Annotated in this window: 19 protein-coding genes, 1 tRNA gene and 1 rRNA gene; 6 read left to right on the plus strand and 15 right to left on the minus strand. The window is 41.8% G+C overall.

The features are described from left to right. Positions 1-25 precede the first annotated feature (25 nt). The 5 genes from ISX59_RS13900 to ISX59_RS13920 are packed head-to-tail and all read left to right on the plus strand — an operon-like array spanning position 26 to position 4,688. A complete protein-coding gene (locus ISX59_RS13900; RefSeq protein WP_234191023.1) occupies positions 26-679 on the plus strand; it encodes a DUF1566 domain-containing protein in 654 nt (217 codons plus the stop codon). Between the two features lie 18 nt (positions 680-697). Beyond that, positions 698-1,027, plus strand: a complete 330-nt coding sequence (locus ISX59_RS13905; RefSeq protein WP_044300739.1) for a hypothetical protein — start codon at positions 698-700, stop codon at positions 1,025-1,027. A 26-nt stretch (positions 1,028-1,053) separates the two neighbouring features. Further along, positions 1,054-1,611, plus strand: a complete 558-nt coding sequence (locus ISX59_RS13910; RefSeq protein WP_220575995.1) for a DUF3575 domain-containing protein — start codon at positions 1,054-1,056, stop codon at positions 1,609-1,611. Between the two features lie 29 nt (positions 1,612-1,640). Continuing rightward, positions 1,641-4,367 (plus strand): tetratricopeptide repeat protein, encoded by a 2,727-nt coding sequence (locus ISX59_RS13915; protein ID WP_186993025.1) that lies wholly within the window; start codon positions 1,641-1,643, stop codon positions 4,365-4,367. 54 nt (positions 4,368-4,421) lie between these two features. Then, positions 4,422-4,688, plus strand: coding sequence for an HU family DNA-binding protein (locus ISX59_RS13920; protein WP_032539919.1), 267 nt, complete (start codon positions 4,422-4,424; stop codon positions 4,686-4,688). A gap of 695 nt (positions 4,689-5,383) precedes the next feature. Here ISX59_RS13920 and ISX59_RS13925 read toward each other — a convergent pair. The 15 genes from ISX59_RS13925 to ISX59_RS13995 all read right to left on the minus strand — a co-directional run bounded on the left by ISX59_RS13925 (position 5,384) and on the right by ISX59_RS13995 (position 19,955). Beyond that, entirely contained in the window at positions 5,384-5,971 is a 588-nt protein-coding gene (locus tag ISX59_RS13925; RefSeq protein ID WP_032541221.1) for a hypothetical protein, read from the minus strand. Between the two features lie 52 nt (positions 5,972-6,023). Beyond that, positions 6,024-6,593: a tetratricopeptide repeat protein gene (locus ISX59_RS13930; RefSeq protein ID WP_175415592.1), complete on the minus strand. Its 570-nt coding sequence runs from the start codon at positions 6,591-6,593 to the stop codon at positions 6,024-6,026. Positions 6,594-6,607: 14 nt separating this feature from the next. Further along, positions 6,608-7,606 carry a toxin-antitoxin system YwqK family antitoxin gene (locus ISX59_RS13935; protein WP_220575996.1) on the minus strand — a complete coding sequence of 333 codons (999 nt, stop codon included), beginning with the start codon at positions 7,604-7,606 and terminating at the stop codon, positions 6,608-6,610. A gap of 277 nt (positions 7,607-7,883) precedes the next feature. Then, positions 7,884-8,390 carry a hypothetical protein gene (locus ISX59_RS13940; protein ID WP_032530317.1) on the minus strand — a complete coding sequence of 169 codons (507 nt, stop codon included), beginning with the start codon at positions 8,388-8,390 and terminating at the stop codon, positions 7,884-7,886. Between the two features lie 11 nt (positions 8,391-8,401). Then, complete coding sequence (locus ISX59_RS13945; RefSeq protein ID WP_032530316.1) at positions 8,402-8,614, minus strand: hypothetical protein; 213 nt, start codon at positions 8,612-8,614, stop codon at positions 8,402-8,404. Between the two features lie 47 nt (positions 8,615-8,661). Next, a complete protein-coding gene (locus ISX59_RS13950) occupies positions 8,662-9,177 on the minus strand; it encodes a hypothetical protein (protein ID WP_137569171.1) in 516 nt (171 codons plus the stop codon). Between the two features lie 192 nt (positions 9,178-9,369). Next, entirely contained in the window at positions 9,370-10,401 is a 1,032-nt protein-coding gene (locus ISX59_RS13955; protein WP_032530314.1) for a hypothetical protein, read from the minus strand. Between the two features lie 282 nt (positions 10,402-10,683). Further along, entirely contained in the window at positions 10,684-12,204 is a 1,521-nt protein-coding gene (locus ISX59_RS13960) for a ClC family H(+)/Cl(-) exchange transporter (RefSeq protein WP_220575997.1), read from the minus strand. Positions 12,205-12,813: 609 nt separating this feature from the next. Continuing rightward, positions 12,814-14,031, minus strand: a complete 1,218-nt coding sequence (locus tag ISX59_RS13965; RefSeq protein WP_032530312.1) for a site-specific integrase — start codon at positions 14,029-14,031, stop codon at positions 12,814-12,816. 251 nt (positions 14,032-14,282) lie between these two features. Continuing rightward, positions 14,283-14,355, minus strand: a tRNA-Phe gene (locus ISX59_RS13970). Positions 14,356-14,473: 118 nt separating this feature from the next. Further along, on the minus strand, positions 14,474-15,508 hold the full coding sequence (gene thiL / locus ISX59_RS13975; RefSeq protein WP_005789917.1) for a thiamine-phosphate kinase: 1,035 nt from the start codon (positions 15,506-15,508) through the stop codon (positions 14,474-14,476). A 27-nt stretch (positions 15,509-15,535) separates the two neighbouring features. After that, positions 15,536-16,345: a purine-nucleoside phosphorylase gene (locus tag ISX59_RS13980; protein ID WP_005789915.1), complete on the minus strand. Its 810-nt coding sequence runs from the start codon at positions 16,343-16,345 to the stop codon at positions 15,536-15,538. Then, the gene (gene lpxK, locus ISX59_RS13985) at positions 16,284-17,414 is read right to left on the minus strand and encodes a tetraacyldisaccharide 4'-kinase (RefSeq protein WP_032530607.1); all 1,131 of its coding nucleotides are present in this window, start codon (positions 17,412-17,414) and stop codon (positions 16,284-16,286) included. The genes ISX59_RS13980 and lpxK overlap by 62 nt, the downstream gene beginning before the upstream one ends. 8 nt (positions 17,415-17,422) lie before the next feature. After that, a complete protein-coding gene (gene sppA, locus ISX59_RS13990; RefSeq protein WP_032530609.1) occupies positions 17,423-19,201 on the minus strand; it encodes a signal peptide peptidase SppA in 1,779 nt (592 codons plus the stop codon). Positions 19,202-19,442: 241 nt separating this feature from the next. After that, complete coding sequence (locus ISX59_RS13995; RefSeq protein WP_005782541.1) at positions 19,443-19,955, minus strand: ferritin-like domain-containing protein; 513 nt, start codon at positions 19,953-19,955, stop codon at positions 19,443-19,445. Between the two features lie 1,333 nt (positions 19,956-21,288). Here ISX59_RS13995 and ISX59_RS14000 point away from each other — a divergent pair. Further along, positions 21,289-21,687 (plus strand): 16S ribosomal RNA (locus ISX59_RS14000); the annotation flags it as partial.

The following is a 21,687-nucleotide window of genomic DNA, read 5'->3' on the forward strand; positions in this document are numbered from 1 at the left end:
AAATGCAACCTAATAAGAAATAAAGATGATGAGTTTCAAAATCTATCCCATTTTATGGATCGTTTTATTCTGCTTCGGCTTTCCTTCGGGAGTTTTCGGGCAGTATATTCAGAAAGAGACTATCGGTGGAACAACGTATGCCGTTATTTATGCGGATGGATTGGCAGGAGCCGCCCAATGGGGAGCGGGAGTCGGGATGACGAAGAACGGCGCTACTATCCGGCATCAGGTTTCCAGAGGAAACGGTGGCAACCTGAGTGTCAATGACAGAATCCCGTTCCGCTTTATCGTGGCACCCACGGATGTGGGGAACAATGATGAGACTTGGATGACTGTGCAGGGAGTGAGCGATGACGGAAATAATAATAATCCGGATTTCACCATTCCTGCAAATACAGGCTGCCGTTTGTATGGTACTTCCGGCCCGGGTGCAGGGCGGAAATGGCGTGTTCCCACTCAACGCGAGTTACAACTGATGTGGATGTTTCGTGGACCCATCGGCTTGATATATAAGGAGAAACCGATGGAAGAACCCAACAAGAAGAAAAGATACTGGGCTTCCACCGAAAAGGGTACGGACCAAGCCTGGTTTTTTAACTTTGAGAAGGGTGTGCCTTACTGTGATACCCAGGCTAAAAGTATGGTGAACGGCATGGTGAGGTGTGTGAGTGATTATTAACCGATAATAAAGATAAATATGGAAATTCCGGAATTGGCAATTGATAAGGAGTCCCAAAACCTGTATTACATTTACTTGTTCTATGTAGAAGATAAGTGGTGTGCTTTCGGATACTCCGCTTATTATTTGAGTATTATGTATCCGGTATTGGAAGCTGGCAATGAAACCACCGGGGGGCATGAAGCGTGCATCCCCTGTGTACACGTTCCTGACAGCTTTCTGGTCAGACTCTCTGAATTTTACAGCACATTGGTTTCAGACAGCTACATACAGGTTGAAGCGCCACCCACAGCCTATTGCTACCGATCCGGTTACAGTGAATGGTATGAAAAATTAACAGTAAATTAACATAAACTTTCTATATTGAAACATCCATGAAACAATTCGTACGATATTGCTTGGTATTCTCCTTCCTACTGTTTGCGGGCGCTCTGACGATTCGGCTGCATGCCCAGTTTTACTCAGTACAAACCAATACGCTGAAACTGGCTACCACCACATTCAACGTTGAAGGCAGCATGCTTCTGGATAAACACTGGACGCTGAATATGAGTGTTTCTTATAATCCTTGGAATTTCAGTGACACTAAAAAGATCAAGCATTTCCTGATAGAACCCGGTGCACGCTACTGGTTCTGGCAACCCTACGCCGGAAACTTTATCAGCATGTATGCCATGGGCGCACGCTTCAACGTGGCATGGGACAAGGTACTCGATTACCGCTACCAGGGGTGGGGTTATGGCGCAGGAATGACCTATGGGCGCTCCTGGCTGCTGAGCAAGCGCTGGAATATGGAAGTGGAAGCGGGTCTGGGGCTGCTTGTCACTCCCTACACGAAATATCGTTGCGAACATTGTGGTGATAAGGTGAAATCGGGTACTTATTTCCTGCCGACACCTAAAGTGGCGTTTAATCTTGTTTATTTGTTTTAAGATCGGCCCTTCAGTTGGCGCAAGGAAGCATGAAGCATTCTAAAATTTTCTATATTCTGTTTCTGATAATAGTTATCACTGCATGTTCCCCCTTTGGTAGGCTCTACAAAGAGCAGTCGAGGGTGACACTGGCCTTGCCTGCCAACCGGCGGAGTGAGCCGGTGGAGATCGCAAAACGCGATTCCGCCAATCAGCCCCCGGTTCTGAACTTTACATTCATCAGTGCTAAAGGTGACAGCATCCCCGTGGGCATGTCTGTCGAATGGGACAGTGTCCATCAAGAGAACCTGACCACGGTGGCGCTTGATGAAGTGGTGGTATCAGCCGGTTCCACGCGTAATACAGCAGAGCGGAACGGACTGATTAATGTAGAGTTTGTAGTGACAGTTCCCAAAGTTCTGCAACAGGATAACTGGATGGTCAACGTCCGTCCGGTGCTTATGAGGGGCGACGTGCCCGACTCGCTGAAAGAACTCCGCTTCACGGGACAGCGCTTCCGGGAGTTGCAGGAGCGGGACTACCGGCGATACGACCGTTATGTAGAGAAAATAATTCCGGATTCCGCCAACTTTTATCAGACTTACGTAAATTACCGTTCTTTTGAACGCTATCTGAAACGTCTGAAATGGTATAAACGAAGGCTGGAAAAGCTATGGGCAATACAGGATGCTAAAAAACACCGTCCGGACCCGCTGTTACTGCGTTTTGAGATGTTCAACCGGCAGGTAAACCGACGGGACAGCCTGTTGAAAGAGTATATGCTGAAGAACTCCCGGCTGATGATAGAGCGCCAACAATGGCAGTATGACCGTGCGCTGGAGCGGGTGAACGACACTTTACAACCCCAGTGGTCCGGTTTGCGGGAGCGCTTCCGTTACTTCAACCACAAATGGGAACTTCGTACCAACTATCAGGCAGGAGAACTGGTTACCCGTAAGAAATATTTTTATGACAGGGTATCGTTTGAACCCTTGCGGCAGGCGGAACACAGCCTCTATTATGTCCGGGGTGTGGACACCGTGCCTCCCTTGTGGCTGATGACTGAAAGGCCGGATACGGTACAGACAAGGCAGAAGTCATTGGCAAACTTTTCGGAGGAAAGCATATTCGCATACTATGGTTTGGGTGATGAACAAACAGGGTTTACCCGTAGCAAGTTGCCATTGTACGCCTATCACCGCAACCTGTCCGATTCGTTACAGCTGCACCTGCCCGGTCGTAAAGCGTTCAGGGAACTCGAACTCAGCCGGTTTGACTCGGTGACAACGGTAAAGCATTATATCGACCGTTACGAGCATCTGCGGTCAGTCTATCCGCAATACCACCTGATACGGGAGTTGTATAACATACATCCGCCCGCCGTGCGGCATGCCGCCCTGCAGGAAAAATACGGAAACTGGATAGCGCATATCAACTCGCTCGATTCGACCAATTTGGTGCAAAAGTTCTATAACACGCAGAAAATAGCCCGTAACGAAGCGCGTAAAGCGATGAAAGACGAGAAATACCATGATATCGTGCGTTTCCCGTTCAATCCGGATGCGGAACTCGATACGGTGATTTATGCTGCCGATCAGGTGAAATTTCTCTATTCGCAGAAGGTGCCCGCAGATGAAAACTCAGCACGTATGAAGGTGTATGTGGTAGGTAATGTGTTAAGCGGCAACGGAAGCAAATATCCGCTTCCGAAGTCGGATACACTGACTTATCTGGTGAGTTCTATGACTAAATTCATTGACAAGACTCCGCGTTATGTGCGAAAAATCATTGCCCGGGATGCGGAAGCCAATACAAGCGTGAATTTTTACTTTCCGCAAAACGACTTCAACCTGAACGAAACCATTGCCGTGAACCGCAAAGGAGTAAAGAAAGTGAAAGATCTTACTCTGGCACTGATGACCGATCCTGTGTACAGGATAGACAGTCTGACACTCTTCGCTTCTTCATCACCCGAAGGCAGTTGGCGCGTCAACGGAGAAATAGCCCAGAAGCGTGCAAAATCCATCCGTGACGTTCTGGTAAGGGAGTTTACCGCGCTGTACGATTCATTGTCTGTCGGTGTCAACGTTGAGATGGACGAGGCGGGTAACCTGATTCACCGTGAAGTGAAAGACGAGATTCCGGATTTACCGAACCTGATAAAGATACGCACCATCCCCGAGGATTGGAACAAGTTACGCAGCCTGATTGTGAGTGATGCAGACTTCAAAGGCCATAAAGACGCTATATTGAGGATTATTGACCGTGAACAGGAACCCGACCGGCGCGAATGGCTGATAAAAAGCCAATATAAATCGGAATACGCTTATATGTTAGAGAAACTCTATCCAATAATACGTGCGGTAGATTTCCGATTCAGTCTCTCGCGCAGGGGAATGAAGCAGGATACAATCTATACCAACGAACCGGATACGACCTATGCCCGGGCTGTGGAATATCTGGAGGAACGTAAATACGAACAGGCATTGGAAATGCTGCGCCCGTATGATGATGTGAATACGGCCATTGCTTACATGTCTTTAGGATATGACAAGGCTGCTTTGCGAATATTTGAGAAATCGCCCCAGACGGCCGATAACAAGTACATGCAGGCCATCCTTCAGGCACGTTTGGGGAATGAAGAAAAAGCGGTACGGCTCTTGCTCACTGCGGCAGAGATGGACGGGCAAATGAAATTCCGTGCGAACCTCGATCCGGAGCTCTCGGAACTGGTGAAGAAGTACGGGCTCTTTAAGGAAGAAGATGACTGGAACTAAAAGAAGCAAAGCAGATGAATCTGTTTTCTATGAATATTATTAAAAACTAAAAAGATGAACAAGAAAGAATTGATTCAAGAGGTTGCTATTCGTAGCGGCATGTCACAGGCAGATGTGGAGAAGACCTTAAACCATATCATGGACACCGTCAGGGACAGTTTGCATAAGGAAGACCCCGTCACACTTGTGGGATTCGGAACTTTCCGGGTGCAGAAACATGCGGAACGTCAGGGGTATAATCCTTCAACCGGTCAGAAAATGCAGATTCCTGCAAAGAAGATTGTTAAATTCAAACCGGGTAAAGCTTTGGAAATTAAGTGAAAAAAGAAAGAACTTGCTATATAATAAAAAAAAGAAGATGATGATGGGCCTTGCAACAAGGTTGCTTTATGAATATTAGAGAAATCCACCTGGATAGCCGAAAGCAAATACATGCAAGCTATTCTTCAGGCATGTCTGGGGAATGAAGAACAAGCGGTGCGGCTATTGCCCGGTGCGGTGGATATGGACGTCCAAATGAAATTCCTGGCGAACCTTGATCCCGAAACTCTCTGAACCGGTGAAGAAATACGGACTTTTTAAAGAAGATGATCAAAACTAAAACAGAAAATAATAGAATACAGTGTTTATAACTCGATGATTGCTGTGAAGCAATCATTTTAAGAATCCATAACCTTTGCCATCTCTGCTTATGAAGGTGGTCTGATGGATTCAACTGCCTGTGAAGGTAGAATATTGTTTGTTTATGTTAGTGCATCTTCTTGTCGGTGGACAGGGAGATGCACTTATTTTTCTCTTTCAATGTACCGGAGGGGCACATCCCCGCCATTATGTACTGAAAGTGTAATTTTCTTAGTACTTTCCGTCGTGCTATTAATACTTGCAACTCCGTTATGTTTCATAAATATCAAAATTGATTCTCCATAAGGGCTGTTGATACGAAAATCTTGGTTTGCTAATTTGCGTATCCGCGTAATTATATTACTTGAAGCATTCATTATAAATGGACGATAAAGTTAATCTTCCAAAGAAACAAACATCGGGGGTAATTCATTTTCATATTTCCCTACTTCAATGGCAATACCGGCATCTTTGCATAAGGTTTCTCCAAAATGCCTGTATTGCTCTTCGGAAGGATTACCCGGTAAATAGAAGGTGATTTCATACTCTGTATTTACCCAGATATACCGGATATCCGGATAAGTATCTTTTATAGTGCCGTTTACTACAAAGGCTATTTTTCTGTTTTTGTATTCTTGAGTAGCTTTTGTCCATGCCGATATTCCGGTATCATCAAACTTTACGGCCATAAAAAACAGATATTCTTCGTCTTCCCCTACTTTTACTTCTTTAATATGTGTAGCGTCTACGATAGGAATTGAATCGATTGTATTATGCCTGTAATCGGAACTTATTCTTTTGTAATCGTTTCCCAAATTATCCTCTATAAGATACCAGCCTGTGACCGGTATGGAATCGGATGTGTTTTTGTGAGGTGTCGAATCTGTATTTATAACTATATTTTCTTTGGGCGATTGTGCATTTATATAGTTGGTAAATCCAAAATTTAATAATGTTATACCTATAAGTATTTTTATTTTCATAACTTGTTTTTATTTGTAGAAGCTTTTATTATTAAAGGCAAGGAATGATACATCACACTCTTTGTGTACAAAAAGTTAATATGACCCCGGTATATCCGATGGCTTTCTCTACGTTTCGTTCTACAAATTTGCCTTCATCATAGATGGCATCCAGGTTGAGCATGGCCTGACTGCTTCCTTGCGCGGTGGCTTTGGAATACCAATCGATGGCTTGTTTCAGATTTTCCATCTGGCCCAAGAATCCATGTTCGTAGCTCAACCCGATGTTGAACTGCGCATCCGGTTGCCCGAATTGTGCGGCTCTGGAAAACCACGGGAACGTGGCCGAATCATCACCATGACCGTAGTAATAACAACCTGTATAGTATTTGGCAAGGGCGATTTCCTTCTTGGAACACTGTGCCATGGTATCTAACCGGGCACTTTGCTCATTCAGTCTTTTGGTGAGGCAACCGGGCATTCCCTCCGCGTAGCCATGCAACAGGTTGTTCATCGTCCAATGACTTCCTCCTTGCGCGATTGCAGGTATTCTTCCGCCACCTGTGGCTGTGCCAAAGCGGGCAAGGCAAACAGCGGCAGAAAAAAGCCGGAGTTTCCTCAAATTCATATTTATATTCTTCATGTTTATATTCATATTTACTGTGTCTTTTCCTGTGTTTGCTCCAAGCCTTTGGAATCTATCAGCTTTCCGTCAATGGAGTATTCCTTTTGCCAGAGCAGTTCCCCCTGGTCGAACATAGAGATTTTCCATCGTTTGTCGGTTCCTGGATAGTATATAATCGACTCTCCATGGGGTTTCCCATCTTTGTATTCTTCTCTGGCGGACAGCCTTCCAAGTATGTACTGGGTCCATAGCCAGTCTTTGCCATCCTCCATCTCCCTGACGGAATATGTGTCGCCGTCAAACGATTCGAACTTCACCGCACTGCCCTTTCCGGCGTAGGTTGTGCGGCAGCGCAACGTCTTTGATGCGTCAGGGTTTATACGGTAATAGCAGGTACTGTCTGCCTGCAGACCGTTTTTGTAGTGTTCTTCATTGACAAATGTTTCACCGTCGTCGGTATATATCCACATGCGGCACACCCCGTCACGCTCCCCGTCCGTATAGTGCCATTCCGACAGAGGATTTCCTTCTTCGTCCCAACCGAAGGAGATTCCGTTGATTTTTCCATTGTTCATTTCCACGCAGCTTTTCAGGTTTCCGTTCGGGTGCCATTCTCGGGCGGTTCCTTCGAGTATACCGTGGACATATGGGTGTTCGGACTTTATTTGTTCGTTGTCCTTGTAGAAAAGCCGTTGCATACCGTGCTGGTGCCCAGCCTTGTCGTACACGTATTCGAGGAGCAGTATTCCGTCCTCTGCCGTTTCCATCCCGTCCGGAGTGTTCGTATAGGCACGCAGGGTATCAATGGGAAAACCTTTCGTGAATTTTCCGGTCATGTGGTAAGTCTTAAAGAGGATCCGGTAGTTTCCATCCAGCGTTTTGGACTTACTGTTCTTCTTGTTTTTTTCCCAATAGATATTTACGGCGCCGCTTTTTTCGATGACAAGCGATTCAAATCCAATGGTTTTCTGCGGCATGACATCGACGACACAAAAAAGCCCGCAAAGGACGAGTAATAGTAATTTTTTCATCGTTATATCTTTTTTAGTATGGTTATATCTTTATTGTAGCCTTGGTAGTGCAAATGGCCAGCGTGGTCATCAAGATGCTTAACATCTAAAGTCGATGTCCTTCCGGGAAGTTTATGTTCACGAGAATCGCTCCATCCAAAATTCCTCTTATTATTTGATAAGTCAATCATTTTCTTAATCTTGATATTGTAGAAGACAAGCTTATCAGTTAGCTCATGAACAATTTCTCGGATTTCGCTTTCCGGAAAATTATTGTACTCAGAGTTATCAACTATATCTATTTCTTCTTCAACAAACTGCCATCAAAGATAATTTCACCTCCATCAACCCACCTGTCATCTTCATCCCACTCTCCTCCACAATGTGTTTGCATACTGCCAACAACAATACTTTGTTCAAGGTCTATTATATCACACAGATAATTTTCATGCAATATTTTTTCATCCCCGTCTTCTACATAACCTTTTATAATATTATCCAGCACAACAAATCTTTTACTCGGAGAGATACGCAGATCCAATTCACCTCCATTTTCATACGAGAATTCTGCTATTTTAACGGTATCTCTCTCTTTAAGACGTATGATATATGGATTATACCATAACTTAAAATCTTTATCATATTTTTTATACAAAATAGCAAAACGTTCAGACACATTAACAACAGTGTCTTTTGACTGTATTACTGATTTCTGAGGTTGTGTATCTGAAGAAATTTTACTGCCTCCAAAGCAATGAATAGCCAAACATAATGCAATTGATGCAAACAGCATATTTACTTTCATACTATTTATTTTCAGGAATTATTATCATTCATTAAAGAAGCATCATCTATTATATAATTATGTTCATCTTCATATAATAAATTTAAATTCTCCGGTTGATTTATTAATCTAAGTTCTATTGCTTTATCTTTTTCTTTTGTACAGCCACTTTTGTCCGAATCAGGCTCATGCCATAATCTCCAAGCAAATGTACCCCTTGCTTTATCATATACTTTAATACTCATTTTGATTGTTTTTTTGCATCTAAAATTATAACTCACAGTTAAGCTATCTAATCAGCCGCATAAGTTATTCTGGTGATAATACTTTTATCCTTCTGCATAATTTCAAAACAGGTAACCCCTCCTTGGTAGTCTATTTCTATTAAGAGGTCATTTGTTGTTTTGTACTTATAGCAAACCTTGATATATTTATCCACTTCAGAAATGTATTCTATGTCTTTTTGTGGTAGTGTATCTTTCAGATTCTCATTGATTCGCTTAATGACATCATACACTTGTGTCATATTAGCGTCTGGAAAAATGCACTTCTGAATGGTCGTGTATCCATCATCCTCCGAATATTTCTCGCATTTTAAACCTTTCCAATCTGTTTCATTCACAAATAATTTAGGTTCATCACTATTCGCTTCACTCACATGATTATTTGTGTCGGAGTTTAAAACGCTAATATTAGCTTTACCAGCTTTACTCTCTGTTTGTGAATCTGTCTCCGTTTGTTTATTTTGAAATGACCAGCACCCGCTAAGCATTATTAGTCCCATGTACGCTAAAAATAGTTTTTTCATCGTTTTACTATCTATATTAGTATATCTTCAGTTGATTAATTCTATCTGTTCATAAACTATTTGGGATTATGTTTACGTCTCATCAACTTTGAATATTTTTTTAACAAACTCTCTGTGTCTACCATAAGCATCCTCTGAAATTGATGTAAACACGATCATATTTAAAAATATCCATCATCTATAGGCCTGTTGTCACATGTATATTTCCAGTTTATCACTGTTTTCGGGTATATATAGTATAATAGGTATGATTATATTGTTAGGTATGCTCCATCCGTCTTCATTGATTATGTCGGACTTTATCTGCAATACACTATTCTTTTCCGATTTATTTCGTAGCATGACCAGTTTACCATTCCCGCAAATCACCATTTCAAAATCTGTAATGGGCGCAACTTTCCTATTGACTGATGTTTTATCAAACATTTCCGTATAACAAAATTTATCTATTATTTCTTGCCGGCTGTTATAACGCATGTCCATGTAAGGAATGATATGACTGAGGTACTGTGTCTGATAGGCCAATTCGTTACAGTCCACTAAATATTGCCGTATCTTATTATATTGCTTTAGTACCTTTTCTTCTAAGTCGGGTATTTGTGTCAGGTCACGGGCCTTGGTGAGTTTATCACTGTAATCAAAAGGCAGCGATGCCTCAAAAGTTGCCGAAGCGGTATAATATTTCAGCTTTTGTGTACCTATATTATCGGGTAATTTCAGTTCTTCAATCAAGTTGGTTTCAGCTTCCGGTTTATCTATGTCGGGACAATGGTATATTTTGAGGCTTACAGAACTGTCATCTGAGATATGGTCTTGTTGGCCGGTGGGATATATCTCTACGCTAAATGTTTGTTTTCCGCTGCGTGGCAGACAGCTATTGACAGGATATAATGTACCGTCATAATCATCATAATTGCAGTCGTAATCGGAAAAATCCTCGTATACCGGTATGTCGTTTATGCGGACTATTATATGGCATTCCGATTTTTTTATTTTCAGGTAATACATTGGCTTTGTTTTATATTCATGCAGAGTGTTCGATATGTATTGCTCGACTAATTCCATAACCTTCTGTTCTTCCGCGCTTCTGGCCGTTGTGTTAGACTTCCGGCTGTAATCCGGAAATGTCTGTATGATGATATCATCATTTGTGGAATTTTCCTGTGCATTGGCATTTATCCCCCAGGATAGCAATACTAAAATTAATAAGGTTCTGATATTCATAACTGTTTCTTTGAAGCGTGTTGTTTGTGTCCAAAGATAGGAATTAAAATTGAGACTGAGGGAAGAATAGAGAAAGAAGGTTGTGGATAAGGGTTTTAAACGTAATTGAATGACCGGGGCGAAGTCAGGTGAAACCATTAAAAAGCCAACTTAAACCGGAGTTGCGTTACTAATTCGTTACCTGTTATCTTGCTTTCTACTCTTTACTTATTGGCAATTAGTCAATTGAACTTTTTCCGCAGTTTTCACCAATAAACGGAACAACTCAAAATGCTGGTACTATTATTCATTCGCCATGTTCCTGAATGTGCGGTATAGTTTTTCCAGTTCACATGATGGAAGGCTGATATCTACCCGGTCTTTCGGTTGAGTGACAGTATTATGTAAAGGCAAGTGAGTTCCTTCTCGTACGACATTCTCTATTTTACAATCTTTGGGCAAAATAATGTCTTCTATTTTTTTCCCTTGCATGTATGAGTCAGCATTTACTTCGAATGAGAGGGTGTGCCGGGAATTTGAATCTTCTTTTTCTTTGGGCAGTAAACGTAAATAAAGCTGGTCATATATTGGTCTTACTCCTGCGATATCGCTGATAAAGTAAGTGATTCCTACAACAATTGTCATTGGAATAAGCAATTCAAACTTATGGGTCATTTCCAAAAGCAGGATAATGCCTGTAACCGGAGAACGTACGACAGCTGTGAATGCTGCAGCCATACCAATAGCCATAAAGAAACCGCAATGTTCTGCTGAAAGAAAACCTTGCCGGATAAGTATAAGTGCGAATACCTTTCCTGTCAGTCCTCCGATGACGAGCAATGGCAGGAAGATGCCTCCCGGAAAGCCCGTTGAATAGCTGAGTGCTGTGAACAATAGCTTAAGCAGGATGATGCCACAAAGAAACAGTATACCTGTATATGCCGTAGTGTCTGCTTGTTTGAGAAGAAAATCTTCACCACCTGCAATCAAATCTGAAAAGAAATAACCTATGATATAAGTTACAATAACCACTGACAGCACTTTTAAATATACCGACATTTGTATTTGGCTGTATTTCTGCTGGAAATAAAGTAGACAGTTGTTAAAGAGCTTTCCAACCAAGGATAATAGCAAGGAAAATAAAATGAATGCCAAGGTAATTCCGACAATGCTAAGTTCGGAAGGATAGGAGGTGTTGATCGGTGCATACAGGTTTCCGGGGAATGCCCAACCGGCCATTGTCCCGGCTATAGTCGATGCCAGAAGTGAGGTAATGATTATTTTCACAGAATCGAATTTCTCCAGTTCTTCCACGATAAATATCGATGAAGCCAAAAGAGCGATAAAGGCTGACGAGAGCCCTGCGCTTGCCCCACCCGTATAAAGATAACGTTGTTCCGAGACGGATGCATGAGTCCATTTTCCTATTATGCGGGCCACGAATGCGCCCATTTGAACGGAAGGACCCTCGCGTCCGAGCGATAATCCCATCCCTATACTTGCCAGACCTCCTGTGAATTTTAAAACAAGCGCTTTAAACGGGCGATTTATTTGGAATCTCCCATAAATGGCTCCTTCTACTTGTGGAATACCGCTACCGGAAATGGAACGGCATTTTTTAACACCATAATGTATGATTAATCCCATAACCCACATTAAAAATATAGCCAAAAGATGCATCCACCAGTTTACCTCGGAATTAAACAGAAGGTGTCGCAGGTCAGATGCCTTACCTAACAAATAATGATAAGGTATAGTTACGATTCCGGTTAAGATACCCACCGGAATACATAGCAGGTATAGTTTTACGTACTTTAGTTCCATTTTGCGTCCTATAATCTAACAAAGTTCACTCTATCGTGCGGTTAGCTTTATTTGCGGGTAGTTTTTAATTAGTAAATCTGATAGTTCAGTTAAGGAATGTCCATTCTTCGAGCAAAGATAGGAATTATAAATGAAAATATGGGCGGGACGGATCAAAAAACTGTAAACAAGCGGTTTCGGAGAAGTTCTGAAAATATGTTGATAATATGGAGTATGTAAATGCATTGATTTTGTTTCAACGGTCTTCATTAATTTGGAGATTATATGGAATGATTGAAAATGAAAAAATACATTAAAATGCTAAATTCAAATGAGGATTTTAATAATTGGATTGTGACTAACGGAAAAGATGATAACTTTGTTATTTATTATTTTAAAAGAAAAAACGAATTAGAAGTTTAGTATAAATAAGAATAATTTATTGCACAGTTCTATTACTGTTGAATTGAAAAGGGCTGCCAGAATAGTGCCACGGTGGTAGCCCAACGTGAATAGTCTCAAGTGAAACGCTCTGTTTTTAACCGTTGACCATTATCGGAATATTTTGATAAACAGTCGAAGAGTTCCAAAAACTCGAGAAAGTAGGTGGAACTCGTCTTTTAATTTCATTTATTGAGATATTATCCCTGAAAGTTTATCCATATCATTAGCCAAGGATTCATTGAGTACATGGGCGTAATGCTCCGTCATACGGGTCGTTGTATGCCCCAGCATTTTAGATACGTTTTCGAGTTTGATGTTATTGGCCAGGGTGACGGTTGTGGCAAATGTGTATCTGGCTATGTGCATTGTCAGATGCTTTTTGATGCCACAAAAATCAGCTATTTCCTTGATGTAGGAATTCATTTTTTGGTTGGCAAACACAGGAAGTACCTTTCCTGACTGTTTGCATAAAGCGTGATCCTTGTATTTCTCAATTAACGCCAATGGCAGTTCCAATAGTGGAACAAAGAATTCGACATCCGTTTTCTGGCGTTGTTTGTGAATCCATTTCCGTCCTTTCGCATCTTCAATGATATGTTCACTTTTTAGGTTGTATACATCGATAAAGGCTAATCCGGTGAAACAACAAAACAGAAATACATCCCGGACTATTTCCAAACGCGGAATTTCGAATTCTTTGTCTTTAAGCATGTTCAGCTCATTGATAGTGAGAAAATCCCGGATAACCTTCTTCTCTTTGAATTTCACGCTGGCAAAGGGGTTTGTTATTATCCATCCATTTGCTAAAGCCAGGTTTGTTATTTTCTTCATGCATTTCATGTAACGTATCACTGTGTTTTGAGCACAATTCTTTTCTATTTTCAGAAATGCCTCAAATTTGCGGACTAATTCACCTGTAACGTTTTTAATGGGGATGTCTTCAACCTTTGTTTCCTCGGATAACATTTCTTTAAAATAACGCAGGCAGAGCCTGTAACGGCGAAGGGTTATTTCGTTATACTCTTTTCCGATCAGGAGTGACATCTGTTCATTATGCTCTTCGAATACTTCAAAAAACATTTTGCATGTATTATGCTTGCCTTGGAGATATTCTTTGATAAGCACAGGCTCAGCATAGCCATTCTGATCAAATAGTTCTTTTTGAATTTCGTAAGCCCTGGTACGTAGCCATTCCAGATATCGATTGATTTCCTGGTGGGTCGGAGTTTTGCCGGTGGCCCGTTCTTTCTTTTGATTCCAATTGGCGGGTTCTATTTTGCGTTGAGTATTTAGCTCTATAAACCGGCCGTTGGCTGTAATACGCATTTGGATAGGCGCTTCACCTCTTTTCGTTAATCTTGTTTTTCTGATAAGAAAAATAATACTGAATGTGTTCTGTTTCATATCTACTCATTTTTTAGTGTAAAACATTAAAATCGTGTGCACTTAAAGAATAGGGTAAATTGATGAAAACGAGTGATTTATAATCAAATTCGTGTGCAATTTTTAGGGATTCCAATAATACACACGAATTTAGCATTTTGAAATGTGTTGAAATGTACTATTTAGTTGGGAGCAAGAAATAAAAAATCCCTGTATTTGTTTGAAATACAGGGATTTGCTTTGCAAAACAACCGATTGCTAATCTTTTAAAGTGGTGCCACCAGGAATCGAACCGGGGACACAAGGATTTTCAGTCCTTTGCTCTACCAACTGAGCTATGGCACCTTTCTTGTTTGCGGTTGCAAAGGTAGTGAAAATTTTTAATTCTGCAAACCTTAGGGTAATAAAAAACACTGATAAAAAGCTATTCTGCTTATTATCAGAGTTTTTCTTTCTGATTTTTTTATTTATTTTCCTGTAGGGGATTCCATCCCTGAGCTTTTAACTCGAATTCCTGACCATCGCGTGTGATCAGTGCGCAGCCTAATTCGGGCTTTGTAATATGTCCGATCAGGCGGACACCTTCCATTTCCGATACTTTTTCGTGATCGGCAATGGGAACAGTGAAAAGAAGTTCATAATCTTCACCACCGTTCATGGCACAGGTGGTGAGGTTCATATTGAACTCTTCTGCCATAACTGCTGTTTGATAATCGATAGGGATATGCTCTTCGTAGACACGGCAACCTGCTTTACTTTGAGTACATATATGCAATAGCTCCGAAGAAAGTCCGTCAGAGATATCCATCATAGAAGTCGGAACGATATTTGCGGCGGACAGTTTCTCAATAATGTCTTTGCGGGCTTCCGGTTTGAGCTGTCGTTCCAACAAATACTCTTTTCCGGAGAAATCCGGCTGAGCATCCTGTTCGCCTTTAAAGACTGCTTTTTCGCGTTCTAACAGTTGCAGCCCCATATAGGCGGCACCTAAGTCGCCACTGACACAGATCAAGTCGGTATCTTTGGCGCCATTACGGTAAACTACTTTATCTTTGTCGGCTTCACCAATACAAGTGATACTGATGGCAAACCCTGTCAAAGAAGAGGTGGTGTCACCACCTACAATATCGACTTTATATTGTTGGCATGCCAGACGGAGTCCGGAGTAAAATTCATCCATATCTTCCACACTGAAGCGTTTGGAGAGAGCAAGTGAAACTGTAATCTGTTTGGGCGTTCCATTCATCGCATAGATGTCGGAGAAGTTAACCACAGCAGATTTGTATCCCAAATGCTTTAACGGCGTGTAGGTTAGGTCGAAATGTACACCTTCCATCAAGAGGTCGGTAGTCACCAACACTTGCTTGTCGGCAGGATAGGAGAGGACGGCTGCATCGTCGCCTACTCCATATTTGCTTGATTCATTTTCTAATTTAATTCCTTCGGTGAGATGCTTGATCAGTCCGAATTCACCTAAGGTTGCTATCTCTGTTCTCATATATCTTATTTTATGATAAGGAAGTATCTATGCACGGTTTATCAGTTCGCGCATGATGGTGGTCATCTTCGGCTGGGCAGCATCGGCTGCTTTCTGAACTTCTTCGTGTGATACTTCTACAATCTTTCCTTCTACCCCAAGATCTGTTACGACGGAAATGCCGAAAACTTTGATGCCGCAGTGGTTGGCTACAATCACTTCGGGGACAGTAGACATTCCTACCGCATCAGCTCCTAAGATATGGAACAGTTTGTATTCTGCAGGTGTTTCGAATGTGGGTCCCTGTGTACCGATGTATATTCCGTGCTGTACTTTAATGCCTTTTTCTGCTGCAATGGCATCTGCCTTGCGGATCAGTTCCTTATCGTATGCCTCGCTCATATCCGGGAAACGGGGACCGTACGGGATGTTTTTACCACGTAACGGATGTTCGGGGAAATAGTTGATATGATCAGTGATAATCATCAGATCACCGATTTCGAATTCAGGATTGGTGCCGCCACTGGCATTGGACACAAACAATGTTTTGATACCCAGTTCACGCATCACGCGTACCGGGAAAGTCACTTCTTTCATAGAATAACCTTCGTAGTAATGGAAGCGTCCCTGCATTGCCATAATCTCTTTATTACCCAATTTACCAAAAATAAGCTTACCGCTGTGCCCTTCTACGGTAGACACAGGAAAGTTGGGGATATCTTCGTACTTTATTTCATACTTTTCGGTAATTTCGTTTGCCAGACTGCCAAGTCCGGTTCCCAGAATGATTGCTGTTTCAGGACTTGTGTGCATCTTTCCTTTCAGGAAGGCTGCCGTTTCTTGTATTTTCTCTAACATAGCCAATAATGTGTTGGTTAAAATTATCTTGTTGATTTTGTAATATTTCTACTTCAATGGGTAGGGCATAAATAAATGGTTTCAGCCCATCATCCAGTTCCTGATGGTATATCAGGCGTGTCGCGTCTTTTTCGGTTGTGACAATCAGGCGTTGCCCTTTTCTTAATTTACCGAATCTCTCTTTTATTTGCGCCAAGTCTCGCTGGCTGAAGTTATGATGATCACTAAAAGCGAGTAAGTCGATGTTCCGTGTATGTATTTCCAATTCACGGATGATCGTATCGGGAGATGCAATACCGGTAATTAGCAGTATCTGTTCCTCTGTCTGTAAGGAGGATAATTTTCTCTCTTGTACAGTGGCACAATCGGGAAAGACTGCCCGCAGGTTTCCGTATCGGAAAGACGAGAAATATAACTGCTGGTAGGGGAACAGATTCAACCTTTTCGTAATAATATTGTAGTCAATAGGTTTGATATCCGGCGGACATTTGGTTACGATGACTATCTGTGCCCGATTTTTGGCTTGTGCAGGCTCCCGTAAGCGTCCCGCAGGCATCAAGGTGTCATCGCAGAACAGACGGTGATAATCTGTCAGAAGAATATTTAGTCCTGCTTTCACGTATCGATGTTGAAACGCATCGTCCAACAAGATAACTTCGACCGGAGGCTCTTTAAGTGTGAGTAACCTTTCGATGCCATGGCAGCGGTCTTCGTCAACTGCTACCCGGATATCGGAGAATTTCGATTGTATTTGATAAGGCTCGTCGCCAATACTGCGGGCGTCACTTTCTGCTGTTGATAGTACGAATCCTTTGGTATGGCGCTTGTACCCCCGGCTTAATACAGCCACTTGGAATTCATCATGAAGCAATTTTATCAGATACTCTGTGTGCGGCGTTTTACCCGTACCGCCCACTGCGATGTTCCCGATACAAATAATAGGAACATTAAAACTCTTTGACTGAAGTTTTCCCCAGTCAAAGAGTTTATTTCGTAATGCTACTCCTGCCCCATATAACCATGAAGCAGGATATAGCCATTTATGTATCTTGATAGAGTTTTCTTTCATGCAGTTTGCTATTTCACATTCAGTTCAAACGGAACGCGTGCTTGAATCATGGCGCGTTCTTTTATATTTTTCAGCAGGCTGAAATCTTTATAATAGTCTCCCAATTGACTTTTCAGCACTTGGGATTCTACATAATTACCGGGTTGGACATCAAGCAACGTAGACAGAATATCCTTTTTGGCAGGATAGGATATAATGGTGTATCCTTTTAAATCGGCTTTTTGTGCAGCTATTTCCAGTGCCTTACCTATTCCACCCAATTCGTCTACCAATCCGATTTTTTTAGCCATCTCTCCGGTCCATACACGTCCTTCAGCTATTTTCTCAATTTTATCTTTAGACATATGGCGTCCTTCGGCACAACGACTTACAAATAAATCATATCCTTGGCCGATCATCATCTGTAGCAAAGCTCTTTCATCGCTGTTTACCGGGCGCATCAGATTGCCGAAGTCTGAGAATTGATTGGTTTTTACTACGTCATATGTCAATCCGATTTTTTCGGTTAATCCTTTAACGTTCGGAATCATGCCGAAGATTCCAATAGAACCCGTCAGAGTGGTTGGCTCGGCTATGATACTGTCGGCAGCACAAGAGATATAATATCCACCGGATGCGGCATAGTCGCCCATTGAGACGATGACCGGTTTCTTAGCCTTCAGCTCTTTTACGGCATGCCAGATCTGTTCGGACGCAAAAGCACTTCCTCCCGGAGAGTTTACGCGTAATACAACAGCTTTTACATCGTCATCTTCTTTCAGTTTACGCAGGTCGCGAATCATTTTGCTACCTATAATACCTTCATAAGACGCTGCTGATCCGGCATAATCGGTTATCTCACCGGAAGCATAATAAACAGCCAGAATATTCCCGCTCTTGTCTTTAGGAACATTCTTTTTAATGTTAACCATCTCTTCGAGCCCTAAGATGGGCAGGCGATCATCTTCATCGATTTTCACAAGTGTTTTCAAATAGTCGCGTACGTCATTTTGATAAATCAGCGTGTCGGCCAGTCCGCATTTTACGCTTTCGTCTGACGGATAGAACATCAGCATACGGTCAGCATACATATTTAATGAATCTTTTCCTATTTTGCGTGAAGCGGAAACACCATCCAATATTTGATTCCAGATAGAACCGATGAAAGCTGTAACCTGCTCCCGGTTGGCCGGAGACATCTCGGTGGAGGTGAAAGGTTCCACTGCCGACTTGTAAGTACCTACTTTGAATACCTGCATCTCAATTCCCAGTTTCTGTAATAGATCTTTATAGAAAATAGGTGCTGAAGCGAGTCCGCGCCATTCGATCATGCCTTTGGGATTGAGCATCACTTTGTCGGCAACACTCGAAAGATAATAAAGTCCTTGCGTATAATTGTCGCTATATGCTACGACAAATTTGCCACTCTCCTTAAACTCATCCAATGCTTTACGTATCGCCTGTAGCGAAGCGTACGAAGCATCCAGCCATGAGGCTTGTATATAAATGCCCTTGATGTTATCATTTTCTTTAGCTTTCTTGATTGAAGCCAGTATATCGTCCAGTCCGTATGTATCGGCTGTTTCACCGGTAAATTTACCCAGTAAACCTTCTAAACTCTCCTGAGTGCGCTCAACCAGTGTACCTTTCAAGTCGAGCATCATTACGGAATTCTTCTTTACCACAGTTTCTGTATCCGATGACGAAATGATGCCGACAAGCGTCGCAATTCCGATGATAAACAAAACAATGCCCGATAGTACGATACCGGTCAATGTAGCAAGCGTAAATTTAAAGAAATCTTTCATTGTACATATTGTTTTTATGCCAGCTTTTTTAAAGCTAACAAAGATAAATAATTGAGTTGAAATTCATCCCATAAGTCGCATAGTTTTTTGTTTTGTCACGGTCGGAGTGCATAAAATATGATTATTTAGGTATGTCTGCGGAGTAGAGGAAAGGTGATTATTACAGTGAGGAGTAACAATAAAAAGAGGAAACTACCCCGGACGGAGTATTCCCTCTTTCCATTCTTGAAGAAACCATTATTTATTTCTTAAGAAACGATTCTTTCATTCTGGCAATATCAGTCAGATAATCCTGTAAGTCCTGTTCATGCTCTTCTTCTTCAGCCAGGATATGTTTGGCGATGTCACATGTGGTGTAATCTTTACCGTTTGTAAAGTTGGCAATCTCCTGATAACGGAGAATGGCGCAACGCTCTGAAGAAACGTTTTGGTTCAGTAGGCTGACAGAGTCGAATGCTGTTGGAGAATCGTATTTGCAGCGGGCCAGTTCAAACCATTTTTTCGGATCGAGTACCGGAACACCTTCCAATTCGATGATTCGGTCTGCTATCAATTGTGCGTGGTGACGTTCTTCTTCAGCATGTTCTTCGAACTCACCTTGTACGTCTGCGCGCATAGCACCTTCCACTACCAATGCACCTACCCAATATTGATAGTATGCCAACCATTCTTCAGATAATGCAGCATTCAGCTGATCAATCAAACTTTTTACATCGAGCTTTCCTTGCAGGATTTTTACACTTTCTTTAGCCATAATTCTTTTGGTTTAGGTTATAAAAATTAAGTTGGTTAAGTAACATGGGGCAGGGGATTTTGTTTCCTGAAAGGGTGATTTTAACAGGAAGACATTTGCTTTAGGGATATTTGAAGACGTGCTTTCTTTTTATGTCCGATTCTTAATCTATGATCCAATCTTTGATACTTTCTTTCTTTAACTTGTGCCTGTCCTGCTATTCTCTTGTCTTTTGTAATTGCACTCCTCCCGCTTCCGCTCCAAACCTTACTTTTGAAAATCCGCTGCACCCATACTTGTTCTAATCGCAACTATCCCTTTCGGCCCACTACTTATCTCTTTTTCTAAAAAAGAACCCCTTGTCTCTCTATTGTATTCATTCTCAATCCTTTTCTCTCTTTCGTTTCTTCTCCTCCCGTCACTTGATTTAACAGGGGGTTAAATCAAGCCTTTTGTCTTCAAATAACAAGTCTTTTCGAAGCAAAAGCTTTGTTATTTCCGCCCCTAAAATAAATGTCTCCCCAACTGCATTAACAATGTTAACGTTTGGATTCCGTTCAATTCCCATTCAATTCCCGTCAAAATCCCGCCGTATTTTCTGTTTAACTCCCGTTTAAATTCCGTCAAGCTCCCGTTAAATCCCCTATTTTTCTCCGCAATTCCACCCCAAAACACTCGTTCTCCTCCCTTTCGTAGCACATATCCTTTCCTTTATCTCCTGAAAATTCCCCCTCTATATATTATAATAATGTGTCCCCTTGGCCCTCCCTTTTTCCTTCTTTTTAAAGTATGCTCTAAAACCTGCCTCTCCCTCAGTCCTTTACATCTAAATTTATATTTTTATGAAAAAAACTTCCTTATATATTTGCCTTGTATTGGTAAATCGCGTACTTTTGCACCCGCTTTCCAAGAGAGGGAGAGCCGATTGAAATTGACATGTTGCAGCCGCGTATTGATTGCCTTAACGAACAACAAAAATAATTTCCTTTTTCTTTGGAGTTTAATATTAAAATTCGTTATCTTTGCAGTTCGATTCGCGATAAAAGGTGTTTATTCCGGTGCCTTTCCCTTTCGCTAAGAGAGCCAGAGAACAGACCGGGAGAATATTTTAAAAAAACTTCCAAAACATTTGGTGTTTTAAAATAAACCTTTTACCTTTGCACCCGCTTTTGAAACGAAGCACAATCGAAAAGAAGAGTTCTTTGAAAAATTGATAAACAATACAAGTAGTACAAGTAAATTTAGAACCGTCAATACTTATTATATAGGTATATGAAAAAATGACCGTCAATAAATTTTCGACATCCTGAACAGAGCTAATATTATCCCTTACGGGATATATAACAATACTTTTACAATGAAGAGTTTGATCCTGGCTCAGGATGAACGCTAGCTACAGGCTTAACACATGCAAGTCGAGGGGCATCAGGAAGAAAGCTTGCTTTCTTTGCTGGCGACCGGCGCACGGGTGAGTAACACGTATCCAACCTGCCCTTTACTCGGGGATAGCCTTTCGAAAGAAAGATTAATACCCGATGGGATAATCATTCCGCATGGTCTGATTATTAAAGGATTCCGGTAAAGGATGGGGATGCGTTCCATTAGGTTGTTGGTGAGGTAACGGCCCACCAAGCCTTCGATGGATAGGGGTTCTGAGAGGAAGGTCCCCCACATTGGAACTGAGACACGGTCCAAACTCCTACGGGAGGCAGCAGTGAGGAATATTGGTCAATGGGCGCGAGCCTGAACCAGC

Origin of the sequence: Bacteroides sp. FSHCM14E1, from assembly GCF_019633785.1 — a bacterium.
GTDB lineage: Bacteria > Bacteroidota > Bacteroidia > Bacteroidales > Bacteroidaceae > Bacteroides > Bacteroides hominis.

Excerpts from the sequence above, each read along its gene's own strand:
- ISX59_RS13900 (WP_234191023.1), top strand. The coding sequence starts at position 26 with ATGATGAGTTTCAAAATCTATCCCATTTTATGGATCGTTTTATTCTGC.
- ISX59_RS13905 (WP_044300739.1), top strand. The coding sequence starts at position 698 with ATGGAAATTCCGGAATTGGCAATTGATAAGGAGTCCCAAAACCTGTAT.
- ISX59_RS13910 (WP_220575995.1), top strand. The coding sequence starts at position 1,054 with ATGAAACAATTCGTACGATATTGCTTGGTATTCTCCTTCCTACTGTTT.
- ISX59_RS13915 (WP_186993025.1), top strand. The coding sequence starts at position 1,641 with ATGAAGCATTCTAAAATTTTCTATATTCTGTTTCTGATAATAGTTATC.
- ISX59_RS13920 (WP_032539919.1), top strand. The coding sequence starts at position 4,422 with ATGAACAAGAAAGAATTGATTCAAGAGGTTGCTATTCGTAGCGGCATG.
- ISX59_RS13925 (WP_032541221.1), bottom strand. The coding sequence starts at position 5,971 with ATGAAAATAAAAATACTTATAGGTATAACATTATTAAATTTTGGATTT.
- ISX59_RS13930 (WP_175415592.1), bottom strand. The coding sequence starts at position 6,593 with ATGAAGAATATAAATATGAATTTGAGGAAACTCCGGCTTTTTTCTGCC.
- ISX59_RS13935 (WP_220575996.1), bottom strand. The coding sequence starts at position 7,606 with ATGAAAAAATTACTATTACTCGTCCTTTGCGGGCTTTTTTGTGTCGTC.
- ISX59_RS13940 (WP_032530317.1), bottom strand. The coding sequence starts at position 8,390 with ATGAAAGTAAATATGCTGTTTGCATCAATTGCATTATGTTTGGCTATT.
- ISX59_RS13945 (WP_032530316.1), bottom strand. The coding sequence starts at position 8,614 with ATGAGTATTAAAGTATATGATAAAGCAAGGGGTACATTTGCTTGGAGA.
- ISX59_RS13950 (WP_137569171.1), bottom strand. The coding sequence starts at position 9,177 with ATGAAAAAACTATTTTTAGCGTACATGGGACTAATAATGCTTAGCGGG.
- ISX59_RS13955 (WP_032530314.1), bottom strand. The coding sequence starts at position 10,401 with ATGAATATCAGAACCTTATTAATTTTAGTATTGCTATCCTGGGGGATA.
- ISX59_RS13960 (WP_220575997.1), bottom strand. The coding sequence starts at position 12,204 with ATGGAACTAAAGTACGTAAAACTATACCTGCTATGTATTCCGGTGGGT.
- ISX59_RS13965 (WP_032530312.1), bottom strand. The coding sequence starts at position 14,031 with ATGAAACAGAACACATTCAGTATTATTTTTCTTATCAGAAAAACAAGA.
- thiL (WP_005789917.1), bottom strand. The coding sequence starts at position 15,508 with ATGAGAACAGAGATAGCAACCTTAGGTGAATTCGGACTGATCAAGCAT.
- ISX59_RS13980 (WP_005789915.1), bottom strand. The coding sequence starts at position 16,345 with ATGTTAGAGAAAATACAAGAAACGGCAGCCTTCCTGAAAGGAAAGATG.
- lpxK (WP_032530607.1), bottom strand. The coding sequence starts at position 17,414 with ATGAAAGAAAACTCTATCAAGATACATAAATGGCTATATCCTGCTTCA.
- sppA (WP_032530609.1), bottom strand. The coding sequence starts at position 19,201 with ATGAAAGATTTCTTTAAATTTACGCTTGCTACATTGACCGGTATCGTA.
- ISX59_RS13995 (WP_005782541.1), bottom strand. The coding sequence starts at position 19,955 with ATGGCTAAAGAAAGTGTAAAAATCCTGCAAGGAAAGCTCGATGTAAAA.